12 protein-coding genes are annotated in these 16798 nt (G+C 70.7%); 6 read left to right on the top strand and 6 right to left on the bottom strand.

Annotated elements, in window-relative coordinates; genetic code table 11:
- Nucleotides 1-9: 9 nt before the first annotated feature.
- The 4 genes from nuoL (at nucleotide 10) to recQ (ending at nucleotide 7347) form a co-directional block, all read left to right on the top strand.
- Entirely contained in the window at nucleotides 10-1905 is a 1896-nt protein-coding gene (gene nuoL / locus AC0VY3_RS31755; protein ID WP_103508388.1) for an NADH-quinone oxidoreductase subunit L, read from the top strand.
- Between the two features lie 4 nt (nucleotides 1906-1909).
- Nucleotides 1910-3481, top strand: a complete 1572-nt coding sequence (locus AC0VY3_RS31750) for an NADH-quinone oxidoreductase subunit M (RefSeq protein ID WP_030628487.1) — start codon at nucleotides 1910-1912, stop codon at nucleotides 3479-3481.
- Nucleotides 3478-5142, top strand: coding sequence for an NADH-quinone oxidoreductase subunit NuoN (nuoN, locus tag AC0VY3_RS31745; protein WP_103508389.1), 1665 nt, complete (start codon nucleotides 3478-3480; stop codon nucleotides 5140-5142). Before AC0VY3_RS31750 ends, nuoN begins: the two co-directional genes overlap by 4 nt.
- Nucleotides 5143-5307: 165 nt before the next feature.
- A complete protein-coding gene (gene recQ, locus AC0VY3_RS31740; RefSeq protein WP_103508416.1) occupies nucleotides 5308-7347 on the top strand; it encodes a DNA helicase RecQ in 2040 nt (679 codons plus the stop codon).
- Nucleotides 7348-7384: 37 nt separating this feature from the next.
- Here recQ and AC0VY3_RS31735 read toward each other — a convergent pair whose 3' ends face one another.
- The 6 genes from AC0VY3_RS31735 to AC0VY3_RS31710 all read right to left on the bottom strand — a co-directional run bounded on the left by AC0VY3_RS31735 (nucleotide 7385) and on the right by AC0VY3_RS31710 (nucleotide 14065).
- The gene (locus tag AC0VY3_RS31735; protein ID WP_475551766.1) at nucleotides 7385-7993 is read right to left on the bottom strand and encodes a Uma2 family endonuclease; all 609 of its coding nucleotides are present in this window, start codon (nucleotides 7991-7993) and stop codon (nucleotides 7385-7387) included.
- Between the two features lie 111 nt (nucleotides 7994-8104).
- The gene (locus AC0VY3_RS31730; protein ID WP_475551170.1) at nucleotides 8105-8326 is read right to left on the bottom strand and encodes a hypothetical protein; all 222 of its coding nucleotides are present in this window, start codon (nucleotides 8324-8326) and stop codon (nucleotides 8105-8107) included.
- A gap of 83 nt (nucleotides 8327-8409) precedes the next feature.
- Nucleotides 8410-9132 (bottom strand): GOLPH3/VPS74 family protein, encoded by a 723-nt coding sequence (locus AC0VY3_RS31725; protein WP_475551169.1) that lies wholly within the window; start codon nucleotides 9130-9132, stop codon nucleotides 8410-8412.
- Nucleotides 9129-10358 (bottom strand): fumarylacetoacetase, encoded by a 1230-nt coding sequence (gene fahA / locus AC0VY3_RS31720; RefSeq protein WP_103508393.1) that lies wholly within the window; start codon nucleotides 10356-10358, stop codon nucleotides 9129-9131. Before fahA ends, AC0VY3_RS31725 begins: the two co-directional genes overlap by 4 nt.
- Nucleotides 10359-10528: 170 nt before the next feature.
- Entirely contained in the window at nucleotides 10529-12523 is a 1995-nt protein-coding gene (locus AC0VY3_RS31715) for a CocE/NonD family hydrolase (RefSeq protein WP_475551168.1), read from the bottom strand.
- A gap of 42 nt (nucleotides 12524-12565) precedes the next feature.
- Nucleotides 12566-14065 (bottom strand): peptide MFS transporter, encoded by a 1500-nt coding sequence (locus AC0VY3_RS31710; RefSeq protein ID WP_475551167.1) that lies wholly within the window; start codon nucleotides 14063-14065, stop codon nucleotides 12566-12568.
- A 159-nt stretch (nucleotides 14066-14224) separates the two neighbouring features.
- Here AC0VY3_RS31710 and AC0VY3_RS31705 point away from each other — a divergent pair, with 159 nt between their 5' ends.
- Both AC0VY3_RS31705 and AC0VY3_RS31700 read left to right on the top strand, forming a co-directional pair.
- Nucleotides 14225-15235 carry a polyprenyl synthetase family protein gene (locus AC0VY3_RS31705; RefSeq protein WP_475551166.1) on the top strand — a complete coding sequence of 337 codons (1011 nt, stop codon included), beginning with the start codon at nucleotides 14225-14227 and terminating at the stop codon, nucleotides 15233-15235.
- Between the two features lie 206 nt (nucleotides 15236-15441).
- The gene (locus tag AC0VY3_RS31700) at nucleotides 15442-16701 is read left to right on the top strand and encodes a LolA family protein (RefSeq protein ID WP_475551165.1); all 1260 of its coding nucleotides are present in this window, start codon (nucleotides 15442-15444) and stop codon (nucleotides 16699-16701) included.
- Nucleotides 16702-16798 lie beyond the last annotated feature (97 nt).

Genomic DNA, 16798 nt, shown 5'->3' with positions numbered 1-16798 from the left:
GTCGGAAACGTGGAGAACCTGATTGCGCTGCTCGTCGCGGCGCCCCTGCTCGGAGCGGCGGTCCTGCTCTGCGGCGGACGCCGGCTGGACAGGACGGGCCACTGGCTCGGCACCGTCCTCGCCGGCGCCTCGTTCGTCGTCGGACTGATCCTCTTCACCGACATGCTGGGGAAGGGCGCCGAGGACCGGGCTCTGCACCAGCATCTGTTCAGCTGGATTCCGGTGGAGGGCTTCCAGGCCGACATCGCCTTCCAGCTCGACCAGTTGTCGATGACGTTCGTCCTGCTCATCACCGGTGTGGGCACGCTGATCCACATCTACTCCATCGGCTACATGGAGCACGACGAGCGCAGGCGCCGCTTCTTCGGCTATCTCAACCTGTTCCTCGCGGCGATGCTCATCCTGGTCATCGCCGACAACTACCTGCTGCTGTACGTCGGGTGGGAGGGCGTCGGTCTGGCGTCGTTCCTGCTCATCGGCTTCTGGCAGCACAAGCCCACCGCGGCCACCGCCGCGAAGAAGGCCTTCCTGGTCAACCGGGTCGGCGACATGGGCCTGTCGATCGCCATCATGCTGATGTTCACCACCTTCGGCACCTTCGCCTTCGGGCCGGTGCTGGAGTCGGCGGGCGAGACGAGCCAGGGCAAGCTGACGGCCATCGGCCTGATGCTGCTGCTGGCCGCCTGCGGCAAGTCGGCCCAGGTGCCGCTGCAGTCCTGGCTCGGCGACGCGATGGAGGGCCCGACCCCGGTCTCCGCCCTCATCCACGCCGCGACCATGGTCACCGCCGGTGTCTATCTCATCGTCCGCTCCGGCGCGATCTTCAACGCCGCCCCGGACGCCCAGCTGGTCGTCGTCATCGTCGGCGCGGTCACGCTGATCTTCGGTGCGATCGTCGGTTGCGCGAAGGACGACATCAAGAAGGCCCTCGCCGGCTCCACGATGTCGCAGATCGGCTACATGATCCTCGCCGCGGGCCTCGGCCCCATCGGCTACATCTTCGCGATCATGCACCTGGTGACGCACGGCTTCTTCAAGGCCGGGCTGTTCCTCGGCGCGGGCTCCGTCATGCACGGCATGAACGACGAGGTCGACATGCGCAAGTACGGCGGCCTGCGGAAGTACATGCCGGTCACCTTCGTCACCTTCGGTCTCGGCTATCTGGCCATCATCGGCTTCCCGGGCCTGTCCGGCTTCTTCTCCAAGGACAAGATCATCGAGGCGGCCTTCGCCAAGGGCGGCACCGAGGGCTGGATCCTCGGCTCCGTGGCCCTGCTGGGCGCCGCGATCACCGCGTTCTACATGACGCGCGTGATGCTGATGACCTTCTTCGGCGAGAAGCGCTGGCAGCCCGACGCCGAGGGCCACGAGCCGCATCCGCACGAGTCCCCGAAGTCGATGACGATCCCGATGATCGTGCTGGCCTTCGGGTCGGTCTTCGCCGGCGGGTTCTTCGCGATCGGCGACCGGTTCATCAACTGGCTGGAGCCGGTGACCGGTTACGACCACGGGCACGCCCCGCTGAGCGCGGCCACGGTCACCGGAGCCACCGTGGTGGCCCTGGTCGTCGGCGTCGGCATCGCCTGGGCGATGTACGGGCGCAAGCCGGTCCCGGTCCTCGCCCCGCGCGGCTCGGTCCTCACCCGGGCCGCCCGCCGCGATCTCCTCCAGGACGACTTCAACCACGTGGTCCTGGTCCGCGGCGGCGAGCACCTCACCCGCTCGCTGGTCTACGTGGACCACTCCCTGGTGGACGGCGTCGTCAACGGCACGGCCGCCTCGGTCGGCGGGCTCTCCGGCCGGCTGCGCAAGCTGCAGAACGGCTACGCCCGCACCTACGCGGTCTCGATGTTCGGCGGTACGGCGGTCGTCATCGCCGCGACCCTGCTGATGAGGGCGGTCTGATCACATGTCCTTTCCCCTCCTGACCGCGACGGCGGCGCTCCCGGCGATCGGCGCCATCGCCACCGCCGCCGTCCCCGCCGCGCGGCGCACCGCGGCCAAATGGCTCGCGCTGCTCTTCTCGCTCGGCACGCTCGTCCTGGCGGCCGTCGTCTTCCTGCGCTTCGAGCCGGGCGGCGACCGCTACCAGCTCACCGAGTCCCGCTCCTGGATCGCCGACTTCGGCGTCCGCTACGAACTGGGCGTGGACGGCATCGGGGTGGCGCTGCTCGGCCTCACCGCACTGCTGATCCCGTTCGTCATCGCGGCCGGCTGGCACGACGCCGACCCTCTGGAGACGAAGTCCTCGCGCTGGCGTCCGACACAGGGCTTCTTCGCCCTGATCCTCATGGTCGAGGCCATGGTGATCCTGTCGTTCGTCGCGACCGACGTCTTCCTCTTCTACATCCTGTTCGAAGCCATGCTCATCCCGATGTACTTCCTCATCGGCGGCTTCGGCGACCGGGCCCACGCGGGCACCGACGAGAGCGCCGCGACCCAGCGCTCGTACGCGGCGGTCAAGTTCCTCCTCTACAACCTGGCCGGCGGCCTGATCATGCTGGCCGCCGTCATCGGGCTGTACGTGGTCGCGGGCACCTTCTCGCTCTCCGAGATCGTGGAGGCCCGCGCCAACGGATCCCTGGAGATGGCGACCAGCACCGAGCGGTGGCTGTTCCTCGGGTTCTTCCTCGCCTTCGCGATCAAGGCCCCGCTGTGGCCGCTGCACACCTGGCTGCCCAACGCGATGGGCGAGGCGACCGCCCCGGTAGCCGTGCTGATCACCGCGATCGTCGACAAGGTCGGCACCTTCGCGATGCTCCGCTTCTGCCTCGGGCTCTTCCCGGAGGCCAGCAAGTGGGCGACGCCGGTGGTGATCGCCCTGGCGCTCGTCTCCATCGTGTACGGGGCGCTGCTCGCGGTCGGCCAGCGCGACATCAAGCGGCTCATCGCCTACGCCTCGATCTCGCACTTCGGCTTCATCATCCTGGGCATCTTCGCGATGACGAGCCAGGGCCAGTCGGGCGCCACGCTCTACATGGTCAACCACGGGATCTCCACGGCCGCGCTGCTGCTGGTCGCCGGATTCCTCATCACCCGGCGCGGATCGCGGCTCATCGCCGACTACGGCGGGGTCCAGAAGGTCGCCCCCGTGCTGGCGGGCACCTTCCTCATCGGCGGTCTGGCGACCTTGTCGCTGCCGGGGCTCGCCCCGTTCGTCAGCGAGTTCCTGGTCCTGGTCGGCACCTTCAGCGCGTATCCGGTGGCCGGCATCATCGCCACCACCGGCATCGTGCTCGCCGCGCTCTACGTCCTGGTCCTCTACCAGCGCACGATGACCGGGCCGGTGAAGGAATCGGTCCGGTCCATGCCGGACCTCAAGGCCCGTGAGCTCGCGGTCGCGCTTCCGCTGATCGCCGTGCTGATCTTCCTGGGCGTCTTCCCGAAGCCGCTCACCGAGGTCGTCAACCCGGCGGTCGAGCACACCATGTCCGACGTACAGAAGAAGGACCCCCAGCCCGAGGTGGAGGCCGCCAAGTGAGCGCAACAGCTGTCCACAGTCTGTGGACGACGGCGAGCGGGGTGACATCGGCGGCACCGGGCACCTCGTTCACGGCGCCGAAGATCGAGTACACCCAGCTGATGCCGGTCCTGATCATCGTGGGCGCCGCCGTCCTGGGCATCCTGGTGGAGGCCTTCGTGCCGCGCCGGGCCCGCTACCACGCCCAGCTCTTCCTGACCGTGGTGGCGGTCGCCGCCTCGTTCGCCGCGATCGTCGGCCTCGCGGCCGGCGGGTACGGCACCACGAAGGCCCAGATCGCGGCCATGGGCGCCATCGCGATCGACGGCCCCACGCTGTTCCTCCAGGGCACCATTCTGCTGGTCGCCATGGTGGCGGTGTTCACCTTCGCCGAACGCCGGCTGGACCCCACCGCCCACGGCAACCGGGTCGACTCCTTCGCCGCCCAGGCCGGAGCCGTACCGGGCGGTGAGGGCGAGAAGGCCGCCGTCCGGGCCGGCTTCGCCACCACCGAGGTCTTCCCGCTGCTCCTCTTCTCGGTGGCGGGGCTGCTGGTCTTCCCGGCCGCCAACGACCTGCTGACCCTGTTCATCGCGCTGGAGGTCTTCTCCCTCCCGCTCTACCTCCTGTGCGCCGTGGCCCGCCGCAAGCGGCTGCTCTCGCAGGAAGCCGCCGTGAAGTACTTCCTGCTCGGCGCGTTCTCCTCGGCGTTCTTCCTCTTCGGGATCGCCCTCCTGTACGGCTACGCGGGCTCCCTCGCGTACGCCGACATCGCCAACGTCGTCGACGGCTCGATCCTGGAGATCGACCCGGCCCTCGCCGACACCATGGGCAACGACGCGCTGCTGCTCATCGGCGGCGCGATGATCCTGGTCGGCCTGCTCTTCAAGGTCGGCGCGATCCCGTTCCACATGTGGACCCCGGACGTCTACCAGGGCGCCCCGACCCCGGTGACCGGATTCATGGCCGCCGCCACGAAGGTCGCCGCGTTCGGCGCGATGCTGCGCCTGCTGTACGTGGCGCTGCCGGGCCTCACCTGGGACCTGCGGCCGGTCATGTGGTCCGTGGCCATCATCACGATGCTGGGCGGTGCGATCGTCGCGATCACCCAGACCGACATCAAGCGGCTGCTGGCCTACTCCTCGATCGCGCACGCGGGCTTCATCCTCGCGGGCGTCATCGCGGCCAGTCCGGAGGGCATCTCCTCGGTCCTCTTCTACCTGCTGGCCTACTCCTTCGTGACGGTCGGCGCGTTCGCCGTCGTCACGCTGGTCCGGGACGCGGGCGGCGAGGCCACGCACCTGTCGAAGTGGGCCGGGCTCGGCCGCCGCTCGCCGCTGGTCGCGGCGGTCTTCGCGGTGTTCCTGCTGGCCTTCGCCGGAATTCCGCTGACCTCCGGGTTCTCGGGGAAGTTCGCGGTGTTCAAGGCGGCCGCCGAGGGCGGTGCGGGCGGACTGGTCGTCGTCGGTGTGCTCTCCTCGGCCGTCGCGGCGTTCTTCTACATCCGGGTGATCGTCCTGATGTTCTTCAGCGAGCCGAAGGCGGACGGCCCCACGGTCGCCGTCCCGTCCCCGCTGACCATGACGACGATCGCGGCCGGCGTCGTCGTCACCCTGGTGCTGGGCCTGGCCCCGCAGTACTTCCTGGACCTGGCGAGCCAGGCGGGAGTCTTCGTGCGGTAGCCCGCGCGGATCCCCCGCAGTATGAGCGACAGCAGCGCCGGACGGTCGGTTATCCACAGACCGTCCGGTGTTGTCGTAGGAGCCGCCTATCGTGGACGGGGACGGGAGCAGGACGGACAGGGCCGGGCGTGCGGACCCTCGGGGGACAGAGCATTGGGCGTGACCATGGATGAGACCACCGGGACGGTGACCGGCACCGGCACCGACACGGGCGGCGAGAGCGAGGCGCAGCGGACGCTGCACCGCGTCTTCGGGTACGAGTCGTTCCGCGGCGAGCAGGGCGCGGTCATCGAGCATGTGGTGGCGGGCGGCGACGCGGTCGTGCTCATGCCCACCGGCGGCGGAAAGTCCCTCTGCTACCAGATCCCGTCCCTGGTCCGCCGGGGCACCGGTGTCGTCGTCTCGCCGCTGATCGCGCTCATGCAGGACCAGGTCGACGCCCTGCGGGCGCTCGGCGTCCGGGCCGGCTTCATGAACTCCACGCAGGACTTCGACGAGCGGCGATCGATGGAGGCGCAGTTCCTCGCGGGCGAGCTGGACGTGCTCTATCTGGCGCCCGAGCGGCTGCGGCTGGATTCCACGCTCTCGCTGCTGGCCCGGGGCGAGATCTCCGTCTTCGCGATCGACGAGGCGCACTGTGTCGCCCAGTGGGGCCACGACTTCCGCCCCGACTATCTGGCCCTGTCGGTGCTCGGCGAGCGCTGGCCGGACGTGCCGCGCATCGCCCTGACGGCGACCGCGACGAACGCCACGCACGAGGAGATCACCCGCCGCCTCGGCATGCCGGACGCGAAGCACTTCGTCGCGAGCTTCGACCGGCCGAACATCCAGTACCGGATCGTGCCGAAGTCCGAGCCCAAGAAGCAGCTCCTGACCTTCCTCAAGGAGGAGCACGCCGGGGACGCGGGCATCGTCTACTGCCTCTCGCGCAATTCCACCGAGAAGATCGCCGAGTACCTCTGCCGCAACGGCGTCGAGGCCGTTCCGTACCACGCGGGTCTGGACGCCTCCACGCGCGCCACCCACCAGGCGCGGTTCCTCCGCGAGGAGGGGCTCGTCGTCGTCGCGACGATCGCGTTCGGCATGGGCATCGACAAGCCGGACGTCCGCTTCGTCGCCCATGTCGACCTGCCCAAGTCCGTCGAGGGCTACTACCAGGAGACCGGCCGCGCGGGCCGTGACGGGGAGCCGTCGACGGCCTGGATGGCGTACGGACTGCAGGACGTCGTCCAGCAGCGCAAGCTCATCCAGGGCGGCGAGGGCGACGAGGCGTTCCGCCGCCGGGCCGCCTCCCATCTGGACTCGATGCTGGCCCTGTGCGAGACGGTCCAGTGCCGCCGGGCGCAGCTGCTGACCTACTTCGGCCAGGAGCCCACGGCCCCCGCCTGCGGCAACTGCGACACCTGCCTCACCCCGCCGGAGACCTGGGACGGCACGGTCGTCTCGCAGAAGCTGCTCTCCACGGTGGTACGGCTGAAGCGCGAGCGGAACCAGAAGTTCGGCGCGGGCCAGATCATCGACATCCTGCTCGGCCGCAAGACCGCCAAGGTCATCCAGTTCGACCACGACCAGCTCTCCGTCTTCGGCATCGGCGAGGAACTGGCCGAGGCGGAGTGGCGCGGCGTGGTGCGCCAGCTGCTGGCCCAGGGCCTGCTGGCGGTCGAGGGCGAGTACGGCACGCTGGTCCTCACCGACGAGAGCGCGACGGTGCTCGGCCGCGAGCGGGACGTGCTGCTGCGCAAGGAGCCCAAGAAGCCCACATCCCGCTCGTCGTCCTCCGCGGGCGGAGCCAAGGGCAGGGGCAAGGCGGCCGTCGCCGACCTCCCCGAGTCCGCCGTCCCGGTCTTCGAGGCGCTGCGCGCCTGGCGCGGGGCGACGGCCAAGGAGCAGGGCGTCCCGGCGTACGTCATCTTCCACGACGCCACCCTGCGGGAGATCGCGACGCTGCACCCGGCCTCGCTCGCGGAGCTGGGCGGCGTGAGCGGCCTGGGCGAGAAGAAGCTCGCGACCTACGGGGAGGGCGTACTGGAGGTCCTGGCCCGGACGTCCCCGGGGGCGCCGGAGGCTCCCGCGCCTGCGGCCCCGGCATCACCTGCGACGGCCCCCGCACCGCGTCCGCCGGCCCCGGCCCGCACCGATGCCCCGGCCCCGCAGCACAGCGACCCCGAGTTCGGCTGGGACGAGGAACCGCCCGAGTACGAGTGAGTCGTGTACCGGGCGGCGAGGAGGAGGGCGGCCGGACCTATCCCGGGTCCGCCGCCCGGCGGCGGGCCGTGACAGCCGTGAGGTCCAGGTCGACGGGGAACGGCACCGACACCTTCATCCGGTCGTGGAAGATCCCCGTCGAGGTGTACGCCCCGGTGGCCGGCTCGCGCTCGAAGACGTAGACCACCGCACGCCCGTCGTGGTTCTCCACCCGCCAGTAGTGGGGGATCGTCGCGCGGGCGTACTTCACGGGCTTGGTCTCCCGGTCGCGGGACCGGGATTCCGGGGAGACGACCTCGATGGCGAGGCGCACCGACTCGGCGGGAAACCGGGTCTGGTCCGGGTCCTGGATGACGTCACCGTCGATGACGATCACATCGGGCTCGGGCCGGTTGTAGCGGTCGATGTCGATGGTGAACTCGCGCACGACCTCCAGCCCGGGCGGTGCCAGGGACTGCAGCTGCCATTCGAAGAAGCTGACCGCTCGCGAATGGAAGAGGGTCTGCGGACTCACGAAGACGAGGCTCCCGTCGATCAGCTCCGTGTGCGGAGGCAGATTCGGGAGTGTGTCCAGGTCATCGGCGGTCCAGCCGCCCTCGGGCGGGACCGCCCACCGCGGCTCGGAGGCCTCGGGTTCGATGCTCATCATTGCTCCCATGGGGAGGAGTCTCGCGGGCCCGACCAGCGTATCCGCCGGGAACGGGATCCGGCTGACCCGAACGTGTGAACACCCCCTGCGCCGCTGACCTGCACGCTTTCATTTCTCACGGATGCGCCGGGCCTTGGCCACGAGCATCCGGGGCAGCAGCTCCGGGCGCCGGTCCTGCCACAGCTCGGCGAGGGCCGCACAGGGCTCCGGGGCCGCCGGTTCCGAGGAGATCGCCCCCACCAGCAACTCGACGGCGCCGACCGGGTTTCCGCCGCAGTGCGCCAGCACACCGGCGAGGCCGACTCCCGCGGCCACAGACTGATCCGACATGGCCGGAGAATATCCATGGCCAAAGGTTCTGGGAGCCCGGCCTGATCCGCCGGACAGCCCTCACCAGGATCTTCATCAGCCTTCTAGTCCCCGCCGCCGCCTCCGCAACTGCTTCCGCCGTCGCTGTCGCCCAAGCCGCCGTCGCCCCAGCCGCCGCCACCGCTGTCGCCTCCGCTGGACCGGGTCTGGCGGACGTTGTGGTGGACGGCCGTGGCGGCCCACTGGGTGCGGCGGAGTGCCTTCATCGTGGTGCGGCCCGCGCGGCCGTCGGTGCTCAGGGTGCCCGCGAGGCCGGTCGCCGAGATCAGGGCGGCCAGGGCGCGGCCGCGCCGGTCCGGGAAGCCCAGGGCTTCCGCCTGGCCGAAGCGCCGCCGGGCCGCACCGGTCAGGTCCGGGTCGGCCGGGAAGTGGCGCTGGTAGGGGAGTATGCCGAGGAAGCGGCGGGTTTCGCGGCGCAGGAGGCCGCGCTCGATCAGGGTGTCGAGGTGGCGCTCCTCCGCGTCGCGGCCGTACTGCCGTATCCAGGCCTTGGCGCTGGTCCCGGAGCGGAAGCGGCTCTTGGACGGCGGGTTCAGCGTGCGGAGCAGCGAGGCGAGCAGCGGGTGGGCCGGGTCCAGGGGGTTGACCACCTGGACCCGGCCCCGCTTCTCGCTTATCCGGCCCTGGAGCTCCAGCTCGGCGAGGACCGCGCCGGCCGTGCCGTACCGCAGATGCGTGCGGTCGCAGAGCGGCTTGCCGCGCAGCGGGTCCAGCGTCAGCAGCAGCAGTTCCTCGGGCAGCGTCAGCTCGGAGGCGTCGTGCGTCATGGCGCGGTGACGATCCTTCCGGTCACATCGCCGAGGCCCACCCGGGTGCCGTGCGGGCCCGGGGCCCAGGCGGTCAGCGTGACCGTGTCGCCGTCCTCCAGGAACGTCCGCTTGCCCTCGGGGAGTTCGAGCGCGTCGCGGCCGTTCCAGGTGAGCTCCAGGAGCGAGCCGCGCTGGGCGGGCTCGGGGCCGCTGACGGTGCCGGAGCCGTACAGGTCGCCGGTGCGCAGCGAGGCGCCGTTCACCGTCATGTGCGCGAGCTGCTGGGCCGCCGTCCAGTACATCGAGGCGAACGGCGGCTCGGCGACGACCTGGCCGTTGATCTCGACGGTGATCCGGATGTCGAAGCCGCCCGGCTCTTCCTCGTTCGCGTCGTCGAGGTAGGGGAGGAGGGGGAAGTCGCGGGCCGGCGGCGCGGTGCGGGCGGCGTCCAGGGCCTCCAGCGGGGTGACCCAGGCGGAGACGGAGGTGGCGAAGGACTTGCCGAGGAACGGGCCGAGCGGCACGTACTCCCAGGCCTGGAGGTCGCGCGCGGACCAGTCGTTGAGGAGGAAGAGCCCGAAGACGTGCTCGCGGAAGTCGGCCAGCGGCACCGGGGAGCCGTGCGCGGAGGGGACGCCGACGACGAAGCCGACCTCGGCCTCGATGTCCAGCTTCACCGAGGGCCCGAAGACGGGGGCCGGGTCGGTGGGCGCCTTGCGCTGGCCGCTGGGGCGTACGACGTCGGTGCCGGAGACCACGACGGTGCCGGAGCGGCCGTGGTAACCGATCGGGAGGTGCTTCCAGTTGGGCGTGAGCGCGTCGCCGTCCGGCCGGAAGATCTTTCCGACGTTGGTGGCGTGGTGTTCGCTGGCGTAGAAGTCGACGTAGTCCGCCACCTCGTACGGCAGGTGCAGGGTCACCGCGTCCACCGGGTGCAGCAGCGGCTCGATGTCCGCGCGGTGGGCGGGGACGGTCAGCCAGGCGGTGAGCGCGCGGCGCACGTCCCGCCAGGCGGTGCGGCCCGCCGCGAGCAGCGGCGTCAGGCTCGGCTGCGCCAGCAGCCCCGCGTACGGGGAGCCCAGCGCGTGGGCGGCGGCCCCGGCGTCCAGGACGTGGTTGCCGATGCGGACGCCGACCCGGCGGACGTCGGGGTGGTCAGGGGTGGAGAACACACCGTACGGAAGGTTGTGCGGGCCGAAGGGGTCGCCCTCGGCCAGATCGAGCGGGCTGCTCTGCTCGGGCATGTGGTGCTGCCTCGCTTTCCAGGTCGCGTGGAGGACACGTTACGTCGGGGCTCCTACCCAGCGGCAGTGCCCTGACCATCCCCAACTGTGCGCATTGCCCGGAAAGTTCACCGGTTACCGTCGGTTCCCCCGGGAATCCGGGGGAACCGGGCGGGAAACACGCGCGCCGATCAGCCCGCCGTGCGCGGGATGCGCTTCTCCCAGGTGCGGTGGAAGACGACTTCTCCGCCGTCCTTGCAGATCACCTCGTCGGAGGTGATGAAGTCCTGGTCGTCGGCGGCGATCTCGGAGCGGGTCTCGATCTCCACGTCCCAGGCCATCTCCGGGCGGTGCAGCCGGATCCGCCAGTCGGAGCGGGTCCGCGCGGAGAGCGGGTCGTCCTGCTGGATCGTGTACGTCTCCAGGGCGTCCTCGGTGAATTCGAGGCCGTCCGGGTAGACCCGCGTACCGCCGTAGCGGGGGTCGACCTCCAGGCGCCATTCACCCTTGGCGACATCGCGGACCACGAGGCGTTCGGGGCGCGGCTCCTCCAGCGTGACCGGGTAGACCACGCCGAGCGGTTCGGACTGTTCCGGTTCGCCGAAGGTGATCGCCGGGTCCTCGGTGTGGCGGCGCACCGGCAGCTCGACGAAGCTGCCGTCGGCGTCCAGGGTGAAGCCCGCCGAGCCGGCCTGCGGCCAGATCCACGGCCAGTACGAGGAGGAGACGGCGAGCCGGATGCGGTGGCCGGGCGGGAAGGTGTGGCCGATGCCGTTGAGGTCGAAGACGACGTCCTCCGTCTCGCCCGGCGTCCAGTCGTCGGTGCGGTCGCGGCCGTGCCGGGCGGCGAGGTTGAGGACGCCCCGGGTGACCAGGGTGGAGGAGCCGTCCGGGGCCACGTCGCAGAGCCGGGCGACGGCCTGGCCGCGGGGCACGTCCATCCGGATGCGGAGCTTCACCCGGGGGCGGCCGAGGATCTCGATCGGCGCCTCCTGGACGGGGAATTCGAACGACACCGACTTGGCGTCCTCGTCGCGCTGGTCCGGCGGCAGGTCCGCGTCGTTGCCGAACGGGAAGAAGCGGCCCGCGTCCAGGCCGGTCTGCTGCGGCGAGGCGACGATCCGCTCGCCGCCCTGGAGGGCGTACGCCGCCGGGTTCACGTTCTCCGATGGCCAGGAGGCGTCCCCGACCCAGCGGCCGGGCAGCGTCTCGTACACCGTGGCGGGCGGGTGCGAGCCGCTGATCCAGGACCGCAGCAGCGGCTCCCGCATCACGCCCGTCTCCTTGCCCTTGAGGTGCTGGTCCCACCAGCGCAGCGTCTCCTGGAGGAAGCCGATCGCGGGCCCCGGCGGCAGCCCCCGGTCCGGATACTGGTGCGACCACGGCCCGATGATCCCGCGCACCCGCCCCGGGTCGAGGTGCTCCACCAGCCGCAGGACGGTGTCGCGGTACGGGTCGTGCCAGCCGCCGACCGCGAGGACGTTCGCCTTGATCGCGCCGTAGTCCTCGCAGACGCTGCCGTGCTTCCAGTAGGCGTCGCGGCTCTGGTGGGCGAGCCAGGTGTGGATGAAGGGGTCGACGGCCTCCAGCCGCTTCAGCCACATCTCCTTCCAGTCGTCGCCGACCTGCGCCGGGTCCGGCGGCCGGCTGACGAAGGCGAGCATGGTGGCCGCCCAGGCGTGCATGTCCACGGCGAGGACCGAGCCGCCCATGTAGTGGACGTCGTTGTCGTAGCGGTCGTCGGCCGAGCAGACGGTGACGATCGCCTTCAGCGGCTCGGGGGCGAGCGCGGCGATCTGGAGCGAGTTGAAGCCGCCCCAGGAGATGCCGAACATCCCGACCCGGCCGGAGCACCACTCCTGCTGGGCCAGCCAGTGGATGACGGCGACCCCGTCCTCCAGCTCCTGCGCGTCGTACTCGTCGCCCGGCAGCCCCTCGCTGTTGCCGTGGCCACGGACGTCGACCCGTACGGAGACGTAGCCGTGGCCCGCGTACCAGGGGTGGCGCTGCCAGTCGCGCGGTGCGGTCCAGTCGCCGAGCCGGTAGGGCAGGTACTCCAGCAGGGCGGGGACCGGTTCGTCGGTCAGCGGCCGCCAGATCCGGGCGTAGAGCCGGGTGCCGTCGGGCAGCGGGATGCGGACGTCCTCGCGGGTGGTCTCGTACGGGAACTCGGTCGTGATGTTCATGGGCCACCTCGGTGGGGGACGGGGTGCTTTCAGGCGTACGGGTCAGTGGACGGGGTGCATCGTGCGCTTCAGCCAGGGCGCGGCGAGGATCATCGCCACACCGACCGCCACGGCGATGGCCCCGTTGACGCCGAAGTACGCGGGGTTGGAGACCTCGCCGTACAGCTTCACGATCTGGGCCTGGATGCCGTTGGCCAGGGCGAGCGAGAGGAACCACAGGGCCATCGTCTGGCTGGCGAACGCCTTCGGGGCGAGCTTGGTGGTGGCCGACATGCCGGAGGTCTCCAGCAGGATGTCGCCGAGTCCGAGCAGTAGGTACGAGCCGACGATCCACCAGGCCGCCATGCGGTACGTGTCGCTCGCGTGGCCGGAGGTCGGCAGGACCATCAGGAGGAAGGAGAGCCCGCCGAGGATCACGCCGAACGCGATCTTGTTGGAGGCGTGCGGCTGGCGCGGGCCCATCTTGGCCCAGACGGCGGCGACGACCGGGGCGAGCGCGACCTCGAAGGCGCCGAGCGCGGAGGCGTACCAGCTGGCCGGGAAGGTGAAGCCGAAGATCTCGGTCCGGGCGTTCGTCGAAGCGAGCAGCATCATCGTCGAGTACGCCTGGAAGAGGATGAAGTTGAAGACGACGGACCCGAGGAAGAGCACCACGTACGGGCGCAGCCGGCCGCGCTCCTCGGCGGTGACCCGGGGCGAGCGGAACATGACCACGAAGTAGACGACCGGCGCGATCACCGAGATGACGGTGAGCACGTCGACGAACCGGTCCATCGTCAGCCAGCCCGCCAGGGCCAGCGCGGTGGCGACGAGGGCGACCACCACCGCCCCGCCGATGATCAGCCGGACCGCGCGGCGCATCGCGTCCGGCGCCAGCGCGAATTCGGCGGCGTGCTTACGCCCGGCCAGGTGACGGCGGCCCGCGACGTACTGGATCAGACCGAAGGTCATGCCGATCGCGGCGGCCGAGAAGCCCCAGTGCCAGCCCCAGTGCTCGCCGAGCCAGCCGGTGATCAGCGGTCCGGCGAACGCGCCGATGTTGATGCCCATGTAGTAGAGGGCGAAGCCGGCGTCGCGCCGTTCGTCGTCGGTGCGGTAGAGCTTGCCGACCATGGAGGCCACATTGGGCTTGAGCAGGCCCGTTCCGGCGCTGATCAGGCCGAGGCCCACCCAGGTCATGGCGTCGGTGGGTACGGCCATGCAGTAGTGGCCGCAGGCGATCAGGACGCCGCCGTACAGCACCGCCCGGTACGAGCCGAGGATCCGGTCGGCCAGCCAGCCGCCCGCCACGGAGACCAGATAGACCAGCGTCCCGTAGGCGGCGGAGACGGAGGCGGCGGTGCCGGGGTCCATGTCCATGCCGCCGTTCGCCACCGTGTCGGCGAAGAACAGCACCAGGATGGCCTGCATGCCCAGGAACGAGAACCGCTCCCATACCTCCAGGCCCGACAGGGTCATCAGCCCCCGTGGCTGCCCGAAGAAGGCGTGATCGTCCTCGGGCGGGGGCTTGGCCGGTTCGGTGTCGGCGGTGCTGTGGGACAAAGCGGAGACTCCTGATCGTATGAGCTGATCCCGAACATACCGGCGGTGATGGGAAGCCGCCCACGGTGATCCATAGCGGACCGGATACGCTGAAGTTGCTAGGAGAGACAGCGACACATCGACATTGCGTGTGATCGTCAGCAGACAGGAGATGCCCTCGTGACCGTCGTCGGGCCGTTCGGACTGCACGTGCGGGACCAGGCTCTTGAGGCCGGTGTCCAGTCGGGCCTGGCTGCTGTCGAGGCGGGTCTGCTCGAAGCCACCAAGAGCGACGTGCCCTTCATCACGGACGCCGCCCAGCACCTGGTGCGGGCGGGCGGCAAGCGGTTCCGTCCCTTGCTGGTCATGCTCGCGTCACAGTTCGGCGATCCGGACGCGCCGGGAGTCGTGCCCTCCGCCGTCGTCGTCGAGCTGACCCACCTGGCCACGCTGTACCACGACGACGTGATGGACGAGGCCGACGTACGGCGCGGGGTGCCCAGCGCCAACGCCCGCTGGGGCAACTCCGTCGCCGTGCTCACCGGCGACTTCCTCTTCGCCCGCGCCTCCCACATCCTGGCCGACCTCGGCCCCGAGGCCGTCCGCATCCAGGCCGAGGCCTTCGAGCGGCTCGTCACCGGCCAGATCCTGGAGACCGCGGGCCCGCGCGACGGCCGCGACCCGGTCGACCACTACCTGGACGTGCTCAGCGGCAAGACCGGCTCGCTGGTCGCCGTCTCCGGCCGGTTCGGCGCGATGATGTCCGGGGCCGACGAGCGGACCGTGGACATCCTCACGCAGTACGGGGAACGGCTCGGCATCGCCTTCCAGCTCGCCGACGACGTCCTCGACATCGCCTCCGACGCCCACGAGTCCGGCAAGACCCCCGGCACCGACCTGCGCGAGGGCATCCCGACCCTCCCGGTCCTGCGGCTGCGCGCCCAGGCGGCGGAGGACGGCAAGCCCGACGACCTGGAGCTCGTCGAGCTGCTCGACGGCGACCTGAGCGGCGACGACGCCCTGGCCGAGGTGCTGCGCCGGCTGCGCGCCCACCCGGCGCTGGAGCAGGCCCGCCAGGACACCGTGCGCTACGCCCAGGAGGCGCGCGCCACGCTCGCGCCGCTGCCCGAGTGCTATGCGAAGTCGGCGCTGGAGGAGCTGTGCGACGCGGTGGTGCACCGGGCGGGCTGAGGCCGTGCGGTGCTGCGAGGCGTCGTTTCGGCGCGGGTTGACGTGGTGTCAACCGGTGGCCTACCCCTACTGGATGGCCCGGGTGCCCCGTCCGGTTGTCATACCGGAGCAGTAGGCGGAGTTGATCCCCCGGGCTGACGCTTCAAGCCGTCCGTTTTGGTCAGATGGATACCAACGGAAGCGCCGACCACGGAGGTAGGGCACACATGGACCCGAACGACAGCGCACAGACCACAGGCGAGGCCACGGGCACTGTCGTGGGCCGCCGGAAGGCGGCGCGCTACATCGTCCCCGTCGCGGTCGCGGGGGTGGCGGCCGCGACCATCGGACTCGTCCCGGCCCTCGCGAACTCCGGCGACCCGGATCTGCCGAAGATCAGCGCACAGGAACTCATCGAGAAGATCGCCGCTTCCGACGAGGAGCAGCTCTCCGGCACGTTCAAGATCAGCACCGACCTGGGCCTGCCCCTCGACGGCCTCGCGGGCTCCCTCGTCCCGGGCGGCAAGGGCAGCGACAAGGACGGTGGCGCGGCTGCCCCGCAGGACAAGCTCATGGAGCTGACGTCCGGCACGCACACGCTGCGGGTGGCCGCCGACGGCCCGGAGCGGCAGAAGCTCTCCATCCTCGGGGACGCGTCCGAGTACAGCCTCATCCACAACCAGGGCGAGGTCTGGGCGTACGACAGCAAGTCCGACGAGGTCTACCACGCCGAGGCCCCCGAGGGCCGGGACGGCGGCGACGGCCACGGCGACGGTGCCGAGAAGGCCCCGAAGCTCCCCAAGGGCGCTCCGGCGACCCCGAAGGACTTCGCCGAACAGGCGCTGGCGGCGGCCGGGGACACCACATCGGTCACCGTGGACGGCACGGCGCAGGTCGCCGGGCGGGACGCGTACCAGCTGCTGATCAAGCCGAAGCAGTCCGGTTCGACGATCGGCTCGGTCCGGATCGCCGTGGACGCCGAGAACGGCGTACCGCTGAAGTTCACCCTGTCCGCGGCGAGCGGCGGCAAGGCCGTGGTCGACGCCGGGTTCACCAAGGTCGACTTCTCCAAGCCCGCCGCGTCCACGTTCTCCTTCACCCCGCCCAAGGGCGCCAAGGTGACCGAGGCCGACGAGCTGGAGACCGGCAAGGACGAGCACGGCACGGCACAGAAGGCGCTGCCCGGCCAGCTGGCCGAGCTGGACGGCTTCGAGGGCCTCAACGTCATCGGCAAGGGCTGGACCTCGATCGCCGAGATCAGGACCCCCGGCGGCAAGGGCCTTCCGGCGGCCGGCTCGGACGAGGTCCCGGCCGAGGCGCAGGGCTTCCTCGACGCGCTGGGCGACAAGGTCACCGGGAAGTTCGGCTCGGGCACGGTCTTCAAGACGCGCCTGGTCAACGCCCTGCTGACGGACGACGGCTCGGTGTACGTCGGAGCGGTGACGAAGGACGCGCTGGTGCGCGCCGCCGACGCGGCCGCGAAGTAGGACACGCCGGGCAACCGGCGCCGGACAGCCGCCCCGTCGCACACTGTGCGGCGGGGCGGCAACGCCGTAAGGACCTGGCAGCCGCGCGGACGGAGAG

The sequence above is a fragment of the Streptomyces sp. iso_384 genome, from assembly GCF_056172905.1.
Note: the sequence above shows the minus strand (reverse complement) of the source record. Positions and strands in the feature narration are given on the sequence as shown.